Source organism: Pseudoalteromonas sp. A25 (assembly GCF_009176705.1).
Taxonomy (GTDB): Bacteria; Pseudomonadota; Gammaproteobacteria; order Enterobacterales; family Alteromonadaceae; genus Pseudoalteromonas.
The window spans coordinates 3,284,702-3,307,683 of sequence record NZ_AP021846.1; the positions used below are offsets into that span (position 1 = coordinate 3,284,702).

General features: G+C 45.7%; 15 protein-coding genes. All 15 read right to left on the minus strand.

Features of this window, described 5'->3' with window-relative positions; translation table 11 throughout:
• Positions 1–94 precede the first annotated feature (94 nt).
• On the minus strand, positions 95–403 hold the full coding sequence (locus GDK41_RS14195; protein WP_152087027.1) for a hypothetical protein: 309 nt from the start codon (positions 401–403) through the stop codon (positions 95–97).
• A gap of 205 nt (positions 404–608) precedes the next feature.
• Entirely contained in the window at positions 609–1,082 is a 474-nt protein-coding gene (locus GDK41_RS14200; protein WP_152087028.1) for a hypothetical protein, read from the minus strand.
• Between the two features lie 55 nt (positions 1,083–1,137).
• Entirely contained in the window at positions 1,138–1,719 is a 582-nt protein-coding gene (locus GDK41_RS14205) for a hypothetical protein (protein WP_152087029.1), read from the minus strand.
• A gap of 27 nt (positions 1,720–1,746) precedes the next feature.
• On the minus strand, positions 1,747–5,595 hold the full coding sequence (locus GDK41_RS14210; RefSeq protein WP_152087030.1) for a contractile injection system tape measure protein: 3,849 nt from the start codon (positions 5,593–5,595) through the stop codon (positions 1,747–1,749).
• Positions 5,596–5,597: 2 nt separating this feature from the next.
• Complete coding sequence (locus GDK41_RS14215) at positions 5,598–10,625, minus strand: hypothetical protein (RefSeq protein ID WP_152087031.1); 5,028 nt, start codon at positions 10,623–10,625, stop codon at positions 5,598–5,600.
• Positions 10,626–10,639: 14 nt separating this feature from the next.
• Positions 10,640–13,372 (minus strand): hypothetical protein, encoded by a 2,733-nt coding sequence (locus GDK41_RS14220; RefSeq protein ID WP_152087032.1) that lies wholly within the window; start codon positions 13,370–13,372, stop codon positions 10,640–10,642.
• A 123-nt stretch (positions 13,373–13,495) separates the two neighbouring features.
• Entirely contained in the window at positions 13,496–16,675 is a 3,180-nt protein-coding gene (locus tag GDK41_RS14225) for a hypothetical protein (protein WP_152087033.1), read from the minus strand.
• A gap of 88 nt (positions 16,676–16,763) precedes the next feature.
• On the minus strand, positions 16,764–17,168 hold the full coding sequence (locus GDK41_RS14230; RefSeq protein WP_152087034.1) for a GPW/gp25 family protein: 405 nt from the start codon (positions 17,166–17,168) through the stop codon (positions 16,764–16,766).
• A gap of 30 nt (positions 17,169–17,198) precedes the next feature.
• Complete coding sequence (locus GDK41_RS14235; RefSeq protein ID WP_152087035.1) at positions 17,199–18,821, minus strand: phage baseplate assembly protein V; 1,623 nt, start codon at positions 18,819–18,821, stop codon at positions 17,199–17,201.
• A gap of 1 nt (position 18,822) precedes the next feature.
• Positions 18,823–19,557 (minus strand): CIS tube protein, encoded by a 735-nt coding sequence (locus tag GDK41_RS14240; protein ID WP_152087036.1) that lies wholly within the window; start codon positions 19,555–19,557, stop codon positions 18,823–18,825.
• A 2-nt stretch (positions 19,558–19,559) separates the two neighbouring features.
• Positions 19,560–19,760, minus strand: a complete 201-nt coding sequence (locus GDK41_RS14245) for a hypothetical protein (RefSeq protein WP_152087037.1) — start codon at positions 19,758–19,760, stop codon at positions 19,560–19,562.
• Between the two features lie 23 nt (positions 19,761–19,783).
• Positions 19,784–20,239, minus strand: a complete 456-nt coding sequence (locus GDK41_RS14250; protein ID WP_152087038.1) for a phage tail protein — start codon at positions 20,237–20,239, stop codon at positions 19,784–19,786.
• 51 nt (positions 20,240–20,290) lie between these two features.
• On the minus strand, positions 20,291–20,737 hold the full coding sequence (locus GDK41_RS14255; RefSeq protein WP_138597422.1) for a phage tail protein: 447 nt from the start codon (positions 20,735–20,737) through the stop codon (positions 20,291–20,293).
• A 131-nt stretch (positions 20,738–20,868) separates the two neighbouring features.
• Positions 20,869–22,293 carry a phage tail sheath family protein gene (locus GDK41_RS14260; RefSeq protein WP_152087039.1) on the minus strand — a complete coding sequence of 475 codons (1,425 nt, stop codon included), beginning with the start codon at positions 22,291–22,293 and terminating at the stop codon, positions 20,869–20,871.
• Positions 22,294–22,579: 286 nt separating this feature from the next.
• Entirely contained in the window at positions 22,580–22,978 is a 399-nt protein-coding gene (locus tag GDK41_RS14265; protein WP_152087040.1) for a 3TM-type holin, read from the minus strand.
• Positions 22,979–22,982 lie beyond the last annotated feature (4 nt).

A 22,982-nucleotide genomic window follows, 5' to 3' on the forward strand; every position in this document is an offset into this window, starting at 1 on the left:
ACCATCGAGCCTTCATGCAGTGATAACGCGCTTTTACGCACTGATAACAAGTAAAATGATGTGCTCGAGTAAATTCGCTTATCCAGATGTACAGTCATTCCTTTTTGCGATTGCGCTTATCTTTATCAACTGACAAGGCGTCTTTAATTACCATTATCAATGCCATGATAACGGGGGAGATCATCCCCACAACGGCCGTAAATGCCTCAACTTCAAGAAAGTAACCAGAAAGACAAGTCACCAATACCAAGATCACCGTAGTAGGCATTGCCCACTTTCCTACCAACACCATAACAACATCTTGTGGTGTGATACGGGTTTTGCCATCTTGTTTGGGCTTTTCTTCTTTGTTAGGTTCGTCTTCGCCTTCAGGTGGCGAGGCGCTTTTAAAGTTTCTTTTCATCAAAAATACTCCATTGACTGTAAAGTTTTGGAAGGAGGAGGCGAATGCCTCCTATACAAATAGTCGCTACTCGCTTGTAAAGCTTGCAGGAAAAGGCAGGAAGAGAGGGAAGACGGTTATTCACCTTTGTTGTTAAAGGTTGAAAAATAAAGTATTTAAACGGTTTTTTTGTTAGGCAAAGTCACTTGCCTACAGCTGAAATAACTCAATGCAACCAATCTGTTGCACTGCATTGAGTGGGCTTTGCCTTAGCGTGAGCGCCATTAAGCGTGGTTGTATTTAAAAGATCAAAGTAGGCAATGCTTAGCCTTAACCACCGAAGCAAAGCGCGGTGTGATTGTTGGTTTATTTGCTTAAGCGTGCGGTCACACATTTGACCACTGATGGGCAGATTAAAGTGTTGCTGTAATTCACTGAGTAATACATCGATATTGCCATTGATAGACGCTTTAAATAGCAAGTTAGCAACATCTTGGTGTTTTAAATCATCACCTCGTAATTGCTGCCAGATTTCATCACAATATTGCTGCTTAAAAAGCAGGTAAAGCTCGCTTTGAGAAAACCCAGCACCAATCATGGTTTGCCAACAATCTAGCTGATCTAATACCACGCAGTACAAGTCAACTTTTTGGCCACTCCAAGCCATTACCCTTTTAAATGCTTGCGCATAACTTGCCATCTTAAACCTCATTTTTGGCTTTTTCAGATGACGTACCAGCAGCCCAAACGTGACATTAAATACGACTTAAATTGGCTCTTTTTTGAATAAAGTTTAGCGCGATAAAATCGCTAATTAGCGAAGAAAGCTCTGAGTGACTGTGGGTATGCTCATGCCACAAAGTCTTAGACCCCACCTGTGCCAAAAAATGGCTATAACCTTCATCATCAAAGTAAAGTGCCTGTATTTGACTACTTACCAGCGCCGTTTTATAGCGACAAGCTAGATAAGTACTGCCTGACTGTGTGAAAAATACCATTTGACTATCGTCACTCGAAATCGGCGGGTCATTGACTGGCGTACCATTAAATGTGAACACCACCTCATAAATGACATCAACGACCATATTGTTGTGCTCTAACTGCTCGGTTTTTATTTCTAATTCACTCCCATAACCATGACTTGCCAACTCAGCCTTTACCTCTGAAAGTTGTGCTATTACACGATGAGAAAAGAGCTCATCCAGATATCGTTTACGGTCATATTCATTGTGAAGAAATCCACTATCGGCATTGCGTTTTGCTTGCTCGTAAAGCTGCACCCGATGCTGGTGGGCTAAAATTAATTCATGGGTATTCGCTTCATTGTAGGTGTGCATAATAATCCTCTGTAAAATAGCGTGCGGTTAAAATCCGTATTTCCATTCGATGTGTAGGAGTGTTTGATCCAACCAAGGCAATTGCACCATACCGAGGCCCCAGGGTAGCTTTGCCATGAGTACATCTTGCACCATAGTTTCAGCATTGATGTGATAACCCGTTTCGATTTGCTCAACCTGCCCCTCACGAACAATAAATAGGCGTACAAACTCGTCAACTGGCATACCTTTGAGTATCTCCCAGCGACTTACCAATGCATGCAGCATGTAATCAACCGCAGTTTTGGTTTTATCATCAAGTTCAATAATGTCATCAATTTCCATGTCTAATGGCAAACCGAGTAACGCTTTTGCGGTGTGGCTCACTTCAATTAACGGGTCAACATTCGCGATATAACACAGCACAGCATGTGCCAGCATAAGCGCGTGTTCATCAACAAACATACCCGCTTGCTCATGCTCACTGTCATGCAATAACGAGAGTTTCGAGAACAAGGTAGGTAAGAATGGCCACACGATGACTAAGCCCACATCAAAGGTGACGGGGCTCATTAGTTGCTCACTCACTTGCTGTAATTGTTCAAGCTGTGCTTTCACTTGCTGCATGGCTTTAGTGACTAAACCTTGCCCGGCTTTGCTTGCTGTTGCTTTATGCAATGTGCGCAGCTTATTTCGGCTTTGCGTGACGGCGCTTTGTAACTGTGCTCTACTTTCAGTCGTGATATCAGCCAACGGCCGCGAGGCAATGCGCTTTTCAATGCCCGTTAATAGTTGCTGTGCTTGTTCTACAGTTTGCACCTGCATTAAAGCGCGTACTAGTCGAGCAGGTTGGGATTGAGTTTCACTGCTCACAACGTGCTGTTGCCCAGCGGTTTCACCTTTTACAGCATGACTGAGTGGCACAGTAGCGATTTGCTCAGGAAATGCGGCATGCACAGAGTTGTTGGCTTGTGCGGTGCTTTGCTCTTTAGATACAACTTGATCAGAGCGGCTGAACTGAGAAGCGGCTTGCTCAGTTGCCTCTAATTCTTCTGTGCGTTGATGCTGTGCTAATGTAGTCGTGCGGCTTGCGCTTGCTTGTGTTTGCCACACAACCTCATCAAAGCGTTGATTACTTGGCGCGGTACCTGATGTTTGCTGTTGGCTTCTAGCGCATTCAGTGTGCTGCACCTGAGAAGGCTGCTCATCATTTGCTTCCATTCCTTGCTTTTCAAAATCAAACGCAGGTGTAAGCTGTGCTTGGCTTTGCTTGTCGTTTGATTGGGTTGTGCTAGCTTCGCTTGCTACAGGTGGCTGTGCAAACTCATGCTTAACACCTTCTTGATATGGCTGTGCGTTATTATCGGCTTGTGTGGCTTGCGTACCATATAGCGCCTGTAATTCTGCTGGCAATGCGCTTGCGGTAGCCATACTCGATACGGGTGTATCCGCGTTTTCTTGCTCACTTGGTAACGACTCTATGGGCGCAAGCAAAGATGCAAATAATGCGTGGTTATCTTCACCAACTTGCTCACACACACCATCAAGCAAAGGCTGCAGCCAAGCATCTGGACTCGAATAAGAACGAGCAACCTGAGGCACAGCTTGTGTCATGGTTTTGCTCATGGTTTGCAGTGTTTTAATATTCGCGGCTAACAATCGAACCAGTTTTTCGCCTTGCTCTCCCAATGCTGCTTTATTGCTTGGCAACAGGCTTAGCTCATAGACAAACCACGTTTTTTGCGCCGCAACGAAAGCATACAAACGACCGATTGCCCCTTGATAGCTCAGCTGCGACGTATAAGCGAGTTTGGCGATGTGTTTTACACGCAGCACACATTGCCAAACGGGTGTTAGCGCTTGGTGTTGCAAAGGTGTCGCTGGCAGCAAAGCATGCTGACGCTGCAATTGCTGCTGCAGCTCTTGCAAATTTGAATTCAGTTGCTGATATGCAAGTTCAATCTGTTGGCTAAGCGAGTACTCTAAGCTGCGTTCCATCGCTTTAACTGGTTGAATTTCTTTATTATCAATCTGCTCTTTGCTTGAGAACGACTGGCAATAATTCAGCAGTTTGTCTAACACCTCATGTAAGGTGGCCACATTGCCAATGCTGTTCACACGTAGCCATAAATTGGAATAGCTTAAAATAGGTAAGCTTTTTAGCACCACTTGTGCGCTCGCTAAGATATCCAATTCTTGATGGCAATTGAGCTGTTGTGGCACTTGTTGCTGCGCTTGCTGTGCAAGCAACCAAGTTTTTAGTTCGCTTAACACCGAAATAAAACGCTGTGGCGCTATCGCATCTGCAAACACTGAACCTGACTTCTGGTTCAATATCTTTTGTTGTTGGGCACACCAAGCACTGACATTATCCAGCCAGCTCGCAATGGCGTGCTCCGCACGCACATTCTGCTGCTCAGCCAAGTTTGGGGCAACGAGCAGCGATGCGCTCACATCCTGCAATTGCGCGAGCAAGCGATATACCTTCATCAAGCTAAAATGGCTAATGACATGGCGCGATTTACTCGTTTTATGTGCTCGCAAACGAGTTATGAGCTGTTCGGTTTGATGCAAAATGGCTTGCGGCGCATTTTGCCCCAGCCAAGTGTCGCTGACTTCTTTACTTATCAACCCCAATTGCTTAACAAGCCCAGCCGTTAACAAGGGCTGATTTGCTCTGAAAGCTTGTAAAGCAAGCCATACCTTGAGCTTTTGCTCTAGCAAAGCCTGTGGTTCAACAAGCTGTTGCAACAAGCTGCGTAGCTGGATCAGCGTGTCACGCAGCAACGCACTTTTGCTATGTTGTCCCCGCTTGCTCTCTATCTGACTTGCACTGTGCTTTTGTTGCGCTGGTAACCGTGATTGACTTAGCAAAGATGACGGCTTATTGGCTTTTGCAGTGAAAGCGCTGCCATCCACTAACTCAATGGTGAGATCAGTATTGCTTGCTGCGTGCATCACAATACGCTTTAAACTGGCCACACTGCCTGTTTCAGTTTTGCCGCTTTGCACCGCACACCACATTGCGATGGCTTGGCGGTGCTTGGGCCAATTCAAAGCCAAACAAACTTGCTGTAGCAATCGCTCATCAAAATGATGTGTTGCTACAAACTGTTCGTGCACACTCAGCAACAAGGTTCGCTGTTGTTGCTTTTCGCTTGTAAGCTGCACAGAGCTTTGGTTTGAAATCGTCTGCTCCAACCAACTGATGAAGCGCGACACCTGTTTAGGCGAGAGTTTAGTTAGTAATGTCTTTAGCTGCGCATGCGCATCGCTTGGATAAAACGGCGCTAGCAGCGCAAATAATACCGCAGGCTCGTGTCTAAAAAAGGTCACGAGCTGATCGCGAAATTTTGGCCAACTTGGGTGATGTTGCAAAGCTGGCAGTGCGTTTTTTTGTGCTTTGAACGCCTGCGTTATCAGTCGTTTTAGCTCAAGTTTTAAGGTGGCTTTGGCTATTTGTGTGGGCGGTTTGTCTGCCAACAAGTAAATCAGAAAACGCTGCGCGTCAAGGTTCAAGTGCGCAATTCCTTGGCGCTTAACCGCTTCACTGACCGCATACTGATGTTGCGCAGTGCTCGTTTGTTTTGCCTTTTGTAAGTGGCGCTCAAGCATATTTTTAAGCTGGGGGTACACATAACATTTAAACGCTGAAAATGGGTCTTGCTGCACGTGTTGCCAATCAATTTGCGCAAGATCAATGTCGATATCTGGTAACTTTAGGGTATCAATCGCTAACTCATATGACTCAAATTCAGACCAATCCATTTGCGACAAGCCACGTATTATCCACTGCGCAAACTGATTTTCTAAGTCTGCGAGGCTGGTGTTGGTGGCTTGCAAGGTTGATTTAGGGGCCTGGATCTGGGCCCCTATTTGTTTAATAGACAGTTTCATAACTAGATATGGTCATGTCGCCAAGGCTGCGTGCCACACATTACAGGTGCATCTAAGTACAATGCGTGCCACAAGTAATCGTGATGTGTGTGTCCATCATCAGGGTTATCACAACCAGCGCTATAAATATGATGGCCAACATCGCCTTGCGCTCGGTTATCACGCCAATAACCTTGTGCCATTAAATTTTGACACTTGTATGCGCCACCGCCATACACCAAGGCAACATTCGAACGCGCCACCACTTGGCAATCATCACAATAGGCAACGCCACCGCCATACTCAGCGCGGCACATAGACACGGTTAAACTTGACTCAGTTACGCCAAATACCCCACCACCTTGACGCGTCGCCGAACAATTTTTGATATTGTTCGCTTCAATGCCACTTACCTCAGCCTCGCCGTAAAGCGCGCCGCCATCGCCATTAACATGATGGTTTTCAATCACGCAATTAAGCTTGGCACTTTGCACATAACGTAAGTGGAATGCGCCCCCGTTGCCTTCGTATACACCACCATTCATCAGTGCACCATCAAAAGTAAAACCTCGCATCTCTACACTCTTCACCAAGGCGTCACTTTGTCCGTGAATTAAGAAACGACAACCAGCATGCTCTTTAACAATACGCGTTTCACGCTCGTTAAAGCCGATAATGCTCACATTAGAGCCAATACGCACTGGTTGCTTTAGTTTATACGCACGGTTCATTTGCGGGTGACACATGTGTGGTAACAGCAAAATTGTCACATTAGATAGTATTTCGCGGCTCATCACCTCATCGAATTCCAACTGATTTTGTATCAGCAACACCTTGTTGTTTTCTGCCAGCGTCCAGCAGTGTGCATCCACATAGGCTTTAACCGCCGCTTGCGTTGCCAGAGTTTCATCCGACGCCATGTCTCCACCAAGTTCAACATCACTCGACACACCAGAAATAGCTTGCGTATCGCCAAGCTGTAACGACTCAGAGGCCACGTTGCCTTGCACCGTAAAGTCACCTTCGGCGATGGCTCCTTGCGCTAGAGTTAAGCCTTGCTCTACCACCAGCGTGTTGCGAACACGCACATCTCCCGCCACATCTAACTTGTGACTTGGTACTTGTGTGCCCATACCGACATCACCTGTTGGTGTAATGTGCAGTGCCTCTGTCTCTGCGGCACTGACACTCAATGGAGCCGCGGCTTGGTTGGAGTTGAGTGTAATGGCATGCTCGCCCACCTCCCCCGACATCTGAACCGCTTTAGTACTGACTTCATTAGCACGCACTTCATGGGCCGTTTGTAGTGAGCTTAAAAACTCAACGTGGCCATGCACAGTTACATCGCTTTTGAAGGTGGCGGCCGGGGAAATTGCCACAAGCGAGTCCACTTCAAGCCCTTCGACAGTTAAGCCACCTTGCAGCGTTGTGTGCTTGGCAACCACTAAGTCGTCGCGTAAGTGCGTGCGTTTTTGTACTGACAACTCATCGTTCAAACGCACCGACGCTTGGAAGGTACTGTCGCTGTGCACTTCAACTTGGCGGTTAAATGTTGCGTTACCTTCAACCGTTAACGTATCTTTTAACAAGGCATCGTCGTGTACCGTTAAATCGGAGCGTAGTTCCACATCGCCAAAAATTTTCGCGCCATCAAAGCATTCCAAACGACCCGAGCCGCGCAGCACGCCATCAAGCTCAATGTCGCCCCTAAACACCGCGTTGCCGTTAATGTCTAGCGCTTCACGAGGTGAGTCGGTTTGTACACCCAGTTTACCGTCTTCAATAACAATGGGTTTTTCGCCTTGATGATAAACCGCAAAGGCTTTGGCAAAGTGGTTTTGATCAATGGCCACCTGGGCGATTCCTGCTGGCATGCCCACAGTTTCTTCATCAATAACGCTGCTAAACGGTAAACCAAAACGCGCTTCACCAGCCAACTCTGCGTTGCCATGTACATTAATGTTGCTTCTAAAGCTCGCGTACTCATCCACATGCAGGCTTTCGTCTACTTCAAGGCGGCCTTTGATCTGCACGTCTTTTCTAAATTGGCTATCTTCTGCCACATCAAGAGCATAGTCTGGGCGCTCAACGCCTAAACCTAAACGACCATCGTTGAACACCAGCCCAATTTGACCACCTTGCCTTTCAATCAATAAACCTTGTTTGCCTTGCTCTTGAATATGCACGCGCGCACTAGCTGGGTTATCCGATAAATTTAAGTCACCATCAATATCCACATGACTATCAAATTGCGCTCTGCCTTCAACTTGCAGTGAATTGCCTTCTAACTGCTTCGCGATTTTAACGCTATCGTTCGCGTTTACTCGGCCATTGATGGTCAGGGTGTTATCAATCAAGGTTTGCCCTTCAACCGTCAACCCTTCATTTAAGTGTGTTTCACCATTGGTGATGGTTAAGCCATTGTGTAAATCAACCGCGTCAGCCACCGATAAAGTACCGTCCAGCGTGGTGTTGCCCGTTACCGTTAAGGCATCTTTGGCAAACTCAGCGCTGTTATTGGTCACACTAATACTTAAACCATCTTCAATTGTCGTTGCGCCTTGCACAGCCAGCGCATTATTTAATTGTGTGTCGCCATCTACGGTTAATGTTAATTCACCGCCTTCTATGTGCACTTCACCGCTGATATGTGCTTTTCCAGTCAGGGCAAAGTTTACATCGGCTTCTGGTACGGTTTGGTTAATCGCTAGTTGCCCCGCAGCGACATACGTGGCTTTGCTTTGCTGTGGATCGCTCACTTTTAATGCGGCGGTATCCGTGTGCTGTGTCATCTGTACTTGCGAGTCAGCGACATTGATAAGCTGTTGTTCGCTCTCGTTATACACGGCAAAACTGCCTATCACCTTGTGACTACCCCAAAACGCTGTCTCACCAAACACTTGGAATGGCGTTGCAAAATCGGTTTGTCCAATCGTGACAATTTGGTCTTTGATACTAAACAAGCTATTGGCAGCGTGGGTGATATTTACATCGCCAGCAATCTCGACTGGGCCCGTTAACAGCGCTTCACAATCCACGTGGAATGGCTTTAATGGCTCAGATGCAAATATACCGAGCTTGTCAGCCTTTGTGGTGATGATTGGCTTAATGCCTTGGCCATCAAAATAGCTGACATCAAGGCCGGTATTATTGGTTAAATTACTGAGTACCGCCAATTTGGCACTGGGTTGCCAGTTCGACATATCAACAGGTGAAGCGATATGAACGCCTTTGTTTACTTTGGCCTGCTCGAGTTGCGCGTGGTAAGTGACATTCAACTCAGGTGCGGTGATTTTTCCTTCCACATTAACGGGCACAGCCATCGCCGCTGAGCCCACTTGCACGCCTTGCTTTTTCACGCGCAGCAGCGTGTTATCTTCGTAGTCTTTAAGTAGCAGTGCCGACTCATCTTCACCGTTAGTTTTTACCGCGACTTTAGCGTGCAGCGACTCACCTAACTCGCCAATATTTACCCCTTGGTTGATATAGGCACTTTGCGCTTTGAGTGCCGTTTGGGTAGAGATCATTTCACTGGCGTGAATATCTTTAAACTGGGCACGTTCTTTTACCGTCATGGTGGTATTGATGAGCGCGCCTGTCGCACTGTCTTGCTCTGATACGTCTTGCTGGGTATCACCTACCCACAATTTTTGCGAGGTGGTTTTTTGTGCAACCGTCGCGTTACCATTAACAATTAACTCACCCGTTGTTGCTTGGCCTGCAGTTAAAGTGTTTTCGATAGCAGCGCTATCACTGGCAAGGTGATTTTGTGCCGTCACATTACTGGCTGTTGTGTCGCCATCAACGTGTAAGTCATCTTTGATATTCGTTTGTTGGTAGAGTTTAATTTTTGACTCACCTTGCGCTGGCGTATCGGTTACTGTCAAAAATTCGGTTGCCTCAGTTGCAACATGTAACAACGACGAACTCGTATCACCCAGCACATCTAGCTTTGCCGTCGCGTTGCTTTTACCCAATGCCAAATTACCATCAACCGATAAACACCCAGCTTCGCTTGGCAATTCTTCAGAGCCTATTGCAACCGACTTAGACACACTAACATTGCCTTGAAAATAACTCTTATCTTGGTTATTTAACTGTACATAATGGTTATCGGTTAAATCGCCAATTAGTGCGCTGCCATTAACCTGAAAGTCGGCTTGAATATTGGTTGTGCCAACCCCAACTTTACCTTCAGAGTCGATATAAAAAGGGGTTGTGTCGCTATTATGGTCATCAACGCGCAGTAACGCATCCATATCACTACTGGTTTTAGAAATGTGTAATTTGGCCTGCGTACTTTGCGCATCAATACCAATACCAAAGCCATCACGGGCTTCTAAATGCTCGGTAAATACCCCGTTGCGGCCGGTTAGCTTATCGTTAAGGGTTGTCTCCCCGTCAACGGTGAGTGTACTGATATGGGTTTCTGCCAAAGAAGCCGTCTCAGAGACATTCAAATTGGCTGCCTCTACGGTATCGATGACATTTAGTGATCCTTCAATACCCGCATCACCAAACACACTTACTCGAGGCTGATCATTAATATCCAATTCCGCGCGCATCACATCAAGCTCACCACGAGATACTGATAATGCTTCTGTTTGTACTTGCGCTGCGCTCAACTGTGTATTCGCAACCACGTGATCGGCTTGCAGTGTATCGGCTACGGTGACTTTTTTCTCGCTATTGGACACCGTTAATACATCATCGAATACCACCATGGTGTCGCCATCGACGTTCAGCGTATTTGCGCCGCCTTGCGTCATAGTCAATTGCGAAGGTGTAAGGCGCAATTGCTCATTCGCCTGCGCATCCGTTCGCACCGACACCGCAGAACTGACTTCAATTTCAGTTTGTCCGTCTTGTTCAACTACCTTGATGGGGTCATCCACTTGGTTGAAGCTTGAGCGGATCATCGCTTCAAAGTCATCACCGGTTGGGCTTTTTAAATCATCAAACTTCTCAATTAGCGTTTGACGTCCTTCTTTTTCGACCAACGTGGTCGCTTGTGCAGATAGCGTAGCTTCTTGCTCATTTATTGTGTTCATGGATTATTCCTTGATTAAATACGATTAGGCTTGCTGTGGGCAACGATAAATTTGGACTGTGCAGTGGCGCTGGGGTTAATAGTTGAAATAGACACCGGATAGAGCGGCCGTAAATAAGCCAAAGGTGTGTAACCGATAGTCAGCCTTTGTGAACGCTCTGCGTGATCAGAAATACTGGGGCGGCAAATATCGTCGATATAGTGCTGGGCACTTAAGTAAAAAATATCATCGGCGCTAAAGCCACTGGGAAAATGCGCCGCATGCTGGGCAATATTGGCCGCGACACTTTGATAAATGGCACTACTTGTTTGACCCTCAACAACAAATTCATGTCCTGAGCTATCAGTGCAATACATAGCAAGTAAGCTGACCATATTTGCTTTAACCGTATCCCATTGATTGTTTTGGCCCGCTTGATGAGTTAACAACACGGTTGATAATGGCCACTGAGGCCCTGTATTTGGCTCAACTGGCATAGGGTAAGTAAAAAACGCACCCAAGAGTTTACTCAGCTGTTGTTGAATGTCTGACAATGACTCACTTGGCTGGGTAAAGCGGACTTTTTGCGTTTGCGAAAAGTAGTTCAACCAGCCGTAGTAAAGGCGCTCAAACAAACTCATGGTTTCTCTATCGAGCCACAAACAATGCACTGGCATGTGTAACGGGGTAAGTTCTCGGATCTTACGCTCAGTAAATTGACGAAACTCCAATGAGGCAAAACGCGTAGTCCAATCGGGCAACACAAAGTACAGGCTGCGACTAAGTTGCATACGCAGCGCGGCGTCCAATTCATCACCTTGCAACATACCCGCTTCAACTAAACTGCCTTCAACCAGATAAAAGCTTTCACGGTTGTGAATTGCTAACGGCATATGAGCGGGATGCGATAAACCGAGTCGGCGCATGATGCCTTTTACCATGCTGCTGCATTGGCTTTGTTGAATATCATTGGCCAGATAATCGTAGCCTTGGCAGCGGTTTTCACCCAATACGCCAATCTCACTGAGCAAACGACATTTATCAATGTACTGACGCAGTAACACCAAACGCTCGAGCAACGACTCTTGTGGATTTGGATCTCGCGCATCTTCTAAGCTTGACGTATAAAACGCAAAGACGGCTTTGTATTTCAGTAAATTGGCGTCAACCGTACGTTCTGCAAAGCGCGCAAGCAAATGTTGCGCACTGTGGTTTAGACGCGTTAACTGGGCAATTGAAAAGTCACTTTCAAGATTATGCTGCATGCCGCGCTGCCAGTAAGCCAAAGAAGCCGTATCTAAAAGATGCTCTATACCACTGATGCCAGTTAAAGCCTGGCTTAATTGCGAATGGGGTAAAGCACAGACTTGCTGCCAGAAAGCGCTCACTTGACCTTCATTCAATGATTCACTAGCAAGCATACGGTCTAGCAACTGACCTAAACCTTCAAATACGCTTGCTTGTGGCAAAGAGAGAATATCGGGAAGTACATCCAATTGTTTATGCTGATCCGCCATTATTTGGTCGAATAGCTGCAAATAACCTTTGAACTGAAGGAGTTGTGCTTTTTGTTCGCTGTCGATACGCGCATCTAAGGTTTGCTCCGTTACGGCATACACCTGCGGCAATTCGTGCTGCAACGAGCGGTAGTCACTGAGCCCTAAATATTCACCACTTTGCAAGCGCGGCAGCATGCTGTTAGCCGGTAGTGATGGCGGTAGCTTAAGCCCTTGCAAACCAGCACGAATGGCGTTTTTTTCATCGTCGGTCAGTTGATAGGGCTGGCCGTCGATGAGTAGTGCTAACTCATTAAAAAAGTTCGCTTCATCAAAACCAAGCTCTGCAATATTGATGATTTGCGAATTGTCGTCACTGCCAAATTGAATTTGCCAAAACTCATAACCCTCTTGTGCGTTGTAATTACTGCCGTTTTGATCCGCGACAAAGTGGAAGGCATTCACTTGCTCAATGTGCTCATGCTCATGTAGCACACTTAAAATATTGGAGCTAAACAAACGGACACTGTAAGCCGACTTATGTAAATCTTCATCAAGTACAAACCCATACTGAGGTTTTGGTCCTTGATAAATTTCATCAATTTTTAGGCCCCTTTGCAGCAGTTGCGCAGCTGAATACTTGGGAATATCCGGTGAGATCTCACGGCCAATCAAGGTGTAAATTTCCACCAGCAAAGCGACCAAATCATCAACATGCTTAAGTGATAAAGTCATGCCGACATTGACTTTGCTAATATCGTAAAACATGATGTTGCCAAGGGTGTGATTAACGCACCTTGCCTTAGCAAAAACACCACTAAGCTGCTCAGTCACGGCACTTTTTTTATTCTCATCGGGGGCGTAAAGCAGCACATTAAAGTCAATGATATTGGTGCTTGCATCCACGTTTTGACGGGTAGTGACATGCACATTTTTGACGTCGCGCAAATCAAGAACAAGGCGTCGATAGTCATCCTCTGTCACACAATGACTAAACAGCACTTGTTCGGGTTCATAGAATTTTACACTGCCCCTTGCATCTGCTTGCGCAAGCAGTTCAGGGACCGAGTAATCCAATTTATAACTGAGATCAGACAGCACATACACCAACACTTCCAACAAGGTCACACCGGGGTCAAAACGGTTATGATCGGTCCAAGTGTTGGGTGCAAATTGCTGTATTCTAGCCATGCCTTGCTGACGGAGTTTTGCCAAATCTTGCCCAGTATTGCTTGGCGCTTGATTGACTATCTGCAGAGCTTGATTGTCCATAATTTTCCTGAATTTAAGGTATGAATAACGACAAGACGCGCGCAGCAGTAAACTGTGAAAAAAAATTTCACCGTTTTGTAAATAATGACGGGTTTTGTCTATGAATAAAGCGCGAATACGGGATTACTGAACCACAAAGTCCAGTTCAATTTCCCACTTGCCAATCCCTTCAAATACATCACCTAGCGTGTTGGCGAGTGCGATTTTGTGATTGCGTGCAGGCACTAAAATATCGTGTGGGTTATCAGCGCTAATAGCACTGTAGTGTTTTTGGCTTTGGCCATCTTTAGTAGCGCGGATCACTTGGATCATATCCACCGCAGGATGGGTTTCTAATACCTGCGCTATGGATGCCAAATAAATAGTGCATTCAAGTGGTTTATCCAATTTATTCCATGGCGTGAGCGCATCCACCACCATATCATTGAGCTCAATCACTGTGCTTTGAATATCGTAGAGCGGGTCAATTTTCACAATTAGCTCAAGCTGCACTTCCACGTAATTAGGGTCGTCAATCTCTACGGTGAGGTTCGGCACAGACAGCGCATTAACCTGCTCACGGATTTGTCGTTTAAGGTAACGTGGCACTTTAGGTTGCAGTACAGACACATCGTGATTGAGCGGCACCACAACCAGGCTTAAACCCGACTCAGTGACCACAGGGCGCACCGAATGTAACTGCGGAAAAGTTTGCAATACAAAGTGCTCATAGTCCCATGCACTGAGCAAACGCTGGCGATGATTTAGCCGCTCACTAATACGACGATCAAACTGTTCGGTAGTTTCAACCACTTTGGCTCCAAATGAGGCAAATGGCTGAATCACTTTGTCGACTTTAGGGTTTGGCAATACCAGCTTATTGATTGATTCACTAGGCAACGGCTGCGCAAAATGAGCGGGCGCATTGCTTTGGCTCGTTAGGGTCACTTTAAGGCCTTGCGTAAAAATCCCTTTAAGCTTGGAATAAACTGGAAACGTGTTATCAAAACTTGCAGGCGTCTCGTTTCTGGCATGATTTATTTTAGCTCGCAGCCACAATTTACCATCGTGATTGAATGAGTTGCTTTGTGTTAATTCTGGCAAGTAAAACACCACCAAACCAGAATCAAGCAAGTCATAGGTGCTGTCACTCAGAATACGCCCTTCTTCTGCTTGGCCTTGCGACTCTTCTCGCTTAAAACGGTGCCATTGCCCAGCGTTATAGTACTCCCATACAAACACAGGGTTGTTACCCATGTTATAACCATCTACTGGGTCAACCTGATAATACATGCGTACTTGGCCCGGTGTCGTAACTTGATTAATCGCCATATATAGATAGCCAAACTCCTCCATACGCGGCAATAACGACAGTAAACTTTGCTGGGTAAACTGCTCAGTCGGGCGACCAACTGGGGCAATATGCTCAATGAAAATTGGGTTACCAACCATCACGGCGGGCGAAGTGATACTTTCACTTTGATAGTGCACACGTAGTGCGTCTAAAGTTGGAGTGTAAGGCTGATTCACCAACACGGGGCTATCTGAAGTGGCATTTTTATAAGCAAAGTACTCGATGACTTTGGTGTAATCTTTATGAGCAAAATCTTGCTGTGATAGCTCAAGCGAGTACCATTTTGGCCACTTAGTCGCACTCGGTTCATCAAACGGCAGCAGGTGAAAATCTCTTAACGCGTTGTTGTCGTTTTGCAAGAAGGTCAAGGTGTTGGTCGCCACGTTGTTATGTGGCGCTGGCAACGTATCATCATTGTCATTGTAAAATAGCGCAACATTGCTTTGTTGGTTACCAACCGCGTCTGAGCGGGAGATATTTATGGTGCTGTCTGGCCACACTAAGCAGTTGCAATCATTGCCAAATAACTTATCAGTGCTCAAAACAATGCCATCGCACGATTCATCATTTGCACACACGGCACTTTTGTCAAAATAACCGGCCTCTGTGCCATTTTGCTCACTGAAATAGTAACTATAAGCGCGATAATAAGTATCAAAACTCTGTGGTCTATCAAGCCAAGTAAACTCCATACTGGCATTGACGATGTTTTTAGTCACTAATTCTGGGTGCGTAAAGTGCACCTTTGAGGCGAGCCTTGGCGCCAAGCCAAATGGCTCAAACGGCTTGCTGGTATCTAAATCTACTTCGCCATTGTTGGCAACAAGTCCATCTAGCCCAGCGACATGTGTGGTGATACTCACCTGCGTAACCATGAATTTACTCATGCGCGCGTAAACACTCGCGTCATCACTGTATAGCAGCTGGTAATGGTCACTTTTTAGTACCAAAGCAATAAATGGTAAAGCCTTATCGGCACCAATTGGGGCGGTTGGCAACGCCGTGATAGGCGCAAATAACGCATCAAAATTGAGCGAAAGCTGTTGACCCACCACGCTTAAGTTAGCGCTATCGATGCTTTTCATCCCCTCGCTGGTGGTGATGTAAAAATCAAACCAAGATAACCAGTTTAACAGCTCTGCTTGGTCGCCAAAATTAAGCGTAATACTGCGCGTGCCGCCACTTAAAAACAGATCTTGCGAGGCTATTTTAAATCCCACGTCAACATTGGCACTGTTTCCTAATACATTCTGTCCAAAGGTCGGCTCACTTTGCTCAAGAAGCACACCTTGCGCTGTATCCAGTAAAACTTGATGCTTTATATCAACTAGCTGACTTGATTTAATTTTATTGACCGTTGCCACGTAATCGACTTGTGCATTGTTAATAGTGGCGACTTCAGTGGTGCTATAAACAAGTGGTGTGCCATCACTGTCTTTGCCACCATCAAACTCAGTGCCCGCTGGCAAAGTTAATGCACTAGTGTCGTTTAAGGATACTACCAAGTGGGCACTGTCTGGCGTGGCTGGCAGCGGCTCGAAACGCAGCACTTGAGCATAAAAATGTTCTAAATGGCGAGACACAAATTGATTAAACTGCGCATTACTATGGCTAAGTAAATCAATAAAGGTGAGCAGCATGGCCATATCTGGGCGCGCCGCTAGCGCTTTTATGTGCTCGTCAGCTTCGCCTTGCTCAAGCAATTTGACAAGCCCAGCTAGTTTTTCTGGCTCCGGTAATATGTTTTCCCAAGAACCATTGACGCTCAGTGTGCGCTCATCAATGTAATTAGTTTGCTTAGCTAGTGTTGATAAATACCTAAGCCAAGCCTCTGTGGTGCGCGGTTCGATATTAAAAAAAGAGCGCGACAGCGCTTTTATCTGTCGTCCAAGCTGACTACGCCCCACTTCACTTGGATTGACGGCATTGAGCGCCGCCAAGGTGGTTGTGTTGTTAGACTTCACAGTCATGAGAATACCTTGATCAATAAAAAGGTTTAAACTGAGCAAACCAAGCTGTTAGCTGCTCACAAAGTGCCAATAGAGTGTTGTGCGTGCGTTAAACCGATTGCTCGGTTAAATAGAATGGGAAAACCATGTTGCTACGGCTGTTAGTTTGTCGAATTAAGTAATTAAGCTGGATCAACAACACGCCGTCATACAACTCACTGCTATCAAAGTCGATAGACTCCAAAATGATACGTGGCTCATGGTTGAGTAACACCGTGGCTATTTCTTGCCTAAGCTGCGCCAAACTTTGTTCGTTGGCGTCGGCAAAGGAGTAACTGGCAAGGCCAGACCCCATCTCAGGCCAAAGCGGTCGCTCCCCCACCAAGGTATTTAAGGTTAAGTGAATAGCCTGCTTTAACAACGCTTCGCCACTGTCCATCACAGGCCCACTACTGGCACTTCGAAAGCGTACAGGGAAGCCCCAGCCGGTGCCTAAAAATGCTTGTTCTAACATAGTTGCTCCTTGTTTTTGCCTCTCGCGAGGCTATTTCACATCGACGCCTTTACCTTCAAGGGTAATGCTGTCTGACGTTTTAACATTGATGGCTTTGGCCACTTCTAAGGTCGATTTATCTTTGCTTTCAATTTTGAGTGATTCGCCCGCCACCATCGAAGTCATATCTTTTTGAGTCAGTTTGAAGCCTTCTTTTGCGTCAAACTTCACCGTGTGATCGGCGCTGGCTTGTAGCGTGAGCAGCGGCTCTTTGAGGGTAAATTGCAATGCCAATGCCTGCTCTTTGAAGAACAAACCGCGCTGTTCATTTTTATCGTCATATTCAAAGGGCGGTTTGGCTTTGGGATTATGGCAAGCACCGAGAATAACTGGGTGTCGACTGTCACCGCCGATAAAGCCCACCAGTACTTCAGTATCAACATCAGGGGGTAAAAATAACCCCTCTTCAGTGCCAGCAAAAGGACTGGCTAAACGCGCCCAAAGAGGTTTGCCACCACTGACACTGGGTAGCAACACAGGAATACGGTGCAATGCTTGCGCATCGGCTTTAAACGCAGCCACCTTGCCAATCAGCATAGGTGTAAAAGGTGTGTTAGCGTATTCGGAGTCAAGGCTCAAAGTCAGCGGAACACCAAAGATAAAATCACAAAACCAACCATCGCTGGATAAATGATGATGCATTTCGCCCACCACATAATCGCCCGCGTATTGCTTGCCAACACCTGAGAGCGTTAACGCATCCAACAGCTTAACCGTGATGGGAGCTTTGGTGGCAGACATATCCACTCGCACATACCCTTGATACATATCCAGCATACGATAATATTGCTCAGCACTGGCTTTGGCTGCGAGTTCTAACTTATCTATGGGTGCTTGTGCTAAGCGTAAGGTATCGGGGATCGCAAGCGCTGTATCGGCATCTGCATGGCTTTTAAATTTGGCCGCTGGCGCGACAGGATCGGCATTATCATTGAGTTTTTGCTCTTTGATGTCCCAGCTACTGTACTGTAATTTTTTAAGATGTGCAGTGACGTCACAATGTAACTCAAAGTCTACGCAACCATCCATTGCCACATTAAATTCGTGGGCGGTAGGTGTGTGTTTAGCTAAATCCACCACCTGATTTTTACCATCATTAAAAAACGCAAAACCGTTACACAGTAAGCGGCGCATAAACACCGACCAAGGCTGTTCATCCACCACCAAAAATTGTTGATGCTCAATTTTACTCGCTGCAATGGTCCCCGCCGCCGCACCGTAGGTTTTCAATAGATCACTGAGTATGTCGCCATCTTTGCTCTTTTCGTCATACAGCTTGCTCATGGCATTTTGACAAAGCTTGATGGCATCGGCTCTGGCTTCAATACGCAAAAAGGGTTGACGTTCGTAGCCAATACCTTGCGCGGTAATAATGCCGCTATAAATGAGCGTTTGTTCACCATCGCCAAAACCCGCTTTGACCTCAATGGCTTTGCCCATTTTGAATAAGTCTTCATCTGCTTTGGTGAAGGTTTCTTTGGCCATGTCGCCATCTTCAATCAGCAAACACAGTTGTGAAATTTGGTTCACGCCATTTTTCACCCGCACTTCGCGCACCGCAATTTTGTCGCTAACCTTGGTACCTTCCACGGTAATGGTATATCGCAAGTCCATGTTAACGCTCCAAAGGCGGGTAAATAATATCTGCACCTATTGCAGCACTGCGGATCGATGCCAAACGGTTTGCCTTAGCCACTTGATGCACAAACTGTTGATTGCCATAAATCTTGGCACTTTGGATTAATACGGAGTCGCCAGCTTGATGTTGAATAACATGGGTCAGATCGGGCGAGCTTTTGCCCGATTTCAGTTTTATTTCTTTTTCTGATAAACACTCTACAACGCAACAGTGCACTTTGGCTTTTAAGCGGCGACCTTTGTTATCCACTAATTCGGTTTCAACTTTGGTCGTGCACAACATGCCATCGAAAGTGCCACTTGGACCATGATTGAGTGTCATATTAAGTGGCTGGATGGTTACATAAGTAGGTTCGTGCGTTTCACTTTGCACTGCAGTACCGTACTTCAATAAAGTTTGGATATGCTTCTCAGTCTCGATATTTCCACTTAATTTGGCGGCCAACTCAGTGGGTAAATCAATAATCGTATCATCCAACAAAAATGTAATACTGAGTTTAGAAGGAGAAGACTTTTGGTATTGGCTTGCCCCACTCTCGGCACCGATGGTTTGTGATTTTTGAATATCGTTGGCATAACTGGTTTGCAACGTTTTTGCGTCGTACGGCAGAGTCAGCTCAGCAAGTTGATTACCCGAGCCTCGCTCTACTTTGCTATAAAAGGTCACTTTACATAGCGGAGACCCAGCCGCATTGCTGCCAATACCTATCATCTTTATGGCCTTTTTTGTCTAGTAAATTGCTGAAATTGTTTATCAACGTAGCGCTTAAGTGACTTTTCTAATTGTGCAACTTGGTTATTTATCACCGAGGTATTTATATTACCCGCCTGTTGCGCTTGTTGGTCGTTATCTTGTGGCTCATCTTGCTCGGATAAACTGGCTTTGATACGAATGGCATCACATTGAATTTCCATGGGCACTCCTTGTTCTGTTGTTATTAAGTGAACGGAATTGGCACCGTGACGAGGTTTTGATAACTAAACGTGATGGATTCAATCAGTACATCATTGCGGGTTGCATCTAAGCTATCCCATTCCCAACTTTCCATAAATGCACGCGTCACAAGCCAAGCTTTGGTTGGTAAATTGTTGTCGTTCAATAAGGTGATCAAAATATCATTGCGCACCGCAAACTGATCCCATTGTGGCAAGCTAATAAAATTAGTGATTTCTAATGTACTTCCCGTGCGCAACACCCCACGCTTAAAAGTTAATGTGCGTGTTTGTTTGTTGCTGCCTACCGTTGCACGATTGCCGTCGTACTCAATAGTGCGATTGACTTTAAGGCCACTGATCTCTTTAAAGAAAATATCTATTGGATTGGGTATTGCCGCGGAGGTGATCAATGCAGCAAAGCGATATCCCACCATAGGTGTGGTAAGTTCTTGAATCATAATAATGTCCAAAAAAGGGCACTAACGTGCCCAAGACAAGGAGAATGAAAATTAGTGGAATTCGATCTTAATGTCGTCTGCCATCATCTCTAATGACTCAACACTCGCCTCATTAGAACCACCATTGATACTTGGTGCTGTTAACTTTTTAGGGAATGCATTAATCACTTTCCAAGTCACTAACGGCTGCGAACGGTCTTCGTTGGTCAGTGAAATGGTGATGTCTTTTTTATCAACCAAGTTTAGGCTGATAGATGAGATCCAGTCATAGAACTGGCTCTTTTGACGCACAAGACCACGTTTAAGTGTGATGTTTACATCCGTTGGTTGCCCAGGCATGTGCTTTTTGCCATAACCATCTTTATAGGTAATGGTTTCAACGCCGATATCTAAGCCCGATACTTCCGAGAACGGAATGCTCTCTTCACCAAAGCTCACGACAAAACGGTATACCGGGATCGGATATTCTGCTGCGATGTCTGCTGCTGTAGTAGCCATAAAAACTCCAAAAAATAATAATTTCTGTGCCCTGAGTCACTGTCCAACTCAGGAAAATAAAAGAGGAAAGATTGGTTGAGAAAACCAAGAAACGTATAAATCAGTACCTCAACCAATCTTGGTTGGGTTTATTAGCCTTCTAGGCTCTTATGCGAGAACGTCAGTACAATAAATTCAGCCGGGCGTACTGCCGCAAGACCGATTTCAATATTCATAATGCCGTTGTTGATGTCGTCTTCAGTCATAGTTTGACCAAGGCCGACATTGACAAAAAATGCTTGTGCGGGGGATTCACCAAAGAACGCGCCTTGACGCCATAAGTTCTCTAGGTAGCTTTCAATCATGGTTTTAAGCTTTAACCATGTAAATGGCGTATTTGGCTCAAACACCGCAAACTGTGTTGCTTTTTGAATTGATTCTTCAACCATGTTGAATAGACGACGAACAGATACATAACGCCACTCATTATCGTTACCGGCAAGCGTGCGTGCGCCCCAAACTAGTGTGCCTTTGCCCACAAACGTTCGAATAGCATTGATAGATTTACCTGAAGTGGCATCCACGTTTAAGCTTTCTTGTTCTGTACTATCAATCGCAAGTACAGGCATAAGCACTTGAGAAAGCGCAATGTTTGCTGGCGCTTTCCACACCCCACGGTCTTTGTCCGTTTTCGCAATAATGCCAGCGATAGCAGGAGATGGAGGAAGTACAAGGTAGTTTTTAGCCAGTACTGCTTTGACCGTATTGTAGATCTGCGCATTGTAGTCCATGTTGTCTGCTGTATCGCTTCCAAGTGTCGACAATGCTACATCCTTGTAAGTCACGTCTTTGGTTGCTTCATCAATTGAATCAACCAAAGTGACCATGACAGCCGTTTCATCGTAACTACGCGCCATCGTTGTTTTTAAGTAAGGATAATAAGATGCACCATACTTAAGACCTTGTGTCACTTTGTCACGTAAACGCGCTGAATCATGAGCAATTGCTGTTGTGCCCGCTGGCGTGGTTTGCATTTGTACATCCACCAACGCAAAGCGGTCCATGCGTTTTTCGGCATGTTTAAGTGCTTTGTTTTGCACTTCGTAGTGGCCCGTTTCATCTAAACCAATGGCTTCTGGTGATGAAATTAGCGTCACCTCATCGACCTTATTTAACAAGTCAATTGCAGCTGTGTAAGCTTCTTTTGCTGCCATCGTGCCTGCACTACCAATAGAAACCACGTAACATGCACCACCGCCATTGGCAAAAAAGTGGCTCACTGCCTGATGTAAGAAAAACATAGCATTAGGCGTCGAGTCCGCCATTTTGAAGGTACTGTTGGTTGTGTCTTTAACAAGCACGCTAAAGCTTTCTTGATAAGGACCACCAAAATTTGCTTCAAACTCAACCATGCTCGTGATACGTACCGGCATGTTTAAGAAGTTAACATCGCCTGCGTCATTCAGCTTGGTGGTGTGACCAATAAACGCGGGAATAGCCGTCGCCACTTCAGCAACTGACGGCGGTAGAATTGACTTTTCTCTAACGTAGACGTCAGGGGTTTTATATTGAGACATAGTATTTCCTTTAGTTAATAGAACGCATTCTTAAATGCCAAATTGACAAGAATAATGGGATGAGCGCCAAGCAAGTCTTTAATTAAGGCCTACCCACCAATAAAAAATGGATAAACAGTTGGCGGGCCTTGCTTGGTACTCAAAAGACTGTGTGGGTTGCCCCACGGCTCCGCCTCATCAGTCACAACTGATGTAGAATTTTTTTAATTTGTGCTAAGAAGACGAGGGAATTTGAAAAGTGTGAAAATAAAATTCGAGAAAGTTAAATTGATATTTTTCATGGCGATTAACGGGCTACACCTTTTAGTTTTTCAACGGTGCGTAACCCAGCCAGCCCCAGCATAGCTAAAGTTAGCTCCATCATGGCATCTAAAGGCAACTGTGGCGTGCCCAATTCTGGCCACAACCACTGCAAAATAGGGTTAATTACAAAAGCAAACAAAAACCCCAAACCACATACCCACATCAAAAAAGGCCGCGCGCCGGCAACCCACAAACTGCGATGCGACGCTTGTACTTGATTGATTTTACTCTGCACAAGATTTGGTTGCTGTGCCACACGTTGTTTAAGTATTTCTAAATTCAGGGTTTCTTCGTCGCTGGTAAATAGCTCATCAAGCAAAGAGCCGATTGCTACAACCGGAGTCTGCGCATTTGCTGAAAATAATGCCGATAACAATCCCATAAAC

Coding starts and splice junctions, on each gene's coding strand:
- GDK41_RS14195 (WP_152087027.1), bottom strand. CDS start 403: ATGAAAAGAAACTTTAAAAGCGCCTCGCCACCTGAAGGCGAAGACGAA.
- GDK41_RS14200 (WP_152087028.1), bottom strand. CDS start 1,082: ATGGCAAGTTATGCGCAAGCATTTAAAAGGGTAATGGCTTGGAGTGGC.
- GDK41_RS14205 (WP_152087029.1), bottom strand. CDS start 1,719: ATGCACACCTACAATGAAGCGAATACCCATGAATTAATTTTAGCCCAC.
- GDK41_RS14210 (WP_152087030.1), bottom strand. CDS start 5,595: ATGAAACTGTCTATTAAACAAATAGGGGCCCAGATCCAGGCCCCTAAA.
- GDK41_RS14215 (WP_152087031.1), bottom strand. CDS start 10,625: ATGAACACAATAAATGAGCAAGAAGCTACGCTATCTGCACAAGCGACC.
- GDK41_RS14220 (WP_152087032.1), bottom strand. CDS start 13,372: ATGGACAATCAAGCTCTGCAGATAGTCAATCAAGCGCCAAGCAATACT.
- GDK41_RS14225 (WP_152087033.1), bottom strand. CDS start 16,675: ATGACTGTGAAGTCTAACAACACAACCACCTTGGCGGCGCTCAATGCC.
- GDK41_RS14230 (WP_152087034.1), bottom strand. CDS start 17,168: ATGTTAGAACAAGCATTTTTAGGCACCGGCTGGGGCTTCCCTGTACGC.
- GDK41_RS14235 (WP_152087035.1), bottom strand. CDS start 18,821: ATGGACTTGCGATATACCATTACCGTGGAAGGTACCAAGGTTAGCGAC.
- GDK41_RS14240 (WP_152087036.1), bottom strand. CDS start 19,557: ATGATAGGTATTGGCAGCAATGCGGCTGGGTCTCCGCTATGTAAAGTG.
- GDK41_RS14245 (WP_152087037.1), bottom strand. CDS start 19,760: ATGGAAATTCAATGTGATGCCATTCGTATCAAAGCCAGTTTATCCGAG.
- GDK41_RS14250 (WP_152087038.1), bottom strand. CDS start 20,239: ATGATTCAAGAACTTACCACACCTATGGTGGGATATCGCTTTGCTGCA.
- GDK41_RS14255 (WP_138597422.1), bottom strand. CDS start 20,737: ATGGCTACTACAGCAGCAGACATCGCAGCAGAATATCCGATCCCGGTA.
- GDK41_RS14260 (WP_152087039.1), bottom strand. CDS start 22,293: ATGTCTCAATATAAAACCCCTGACGTCTACGTTAGAGAAAAGTCAATT.
- GDK41_RS14265 (WP_152087040.1), bottom strand. CDS start 22,978: ATGGGATTGTTATCGGCATTATTTTCAGCAAATGCGCAGACTCCGGTT.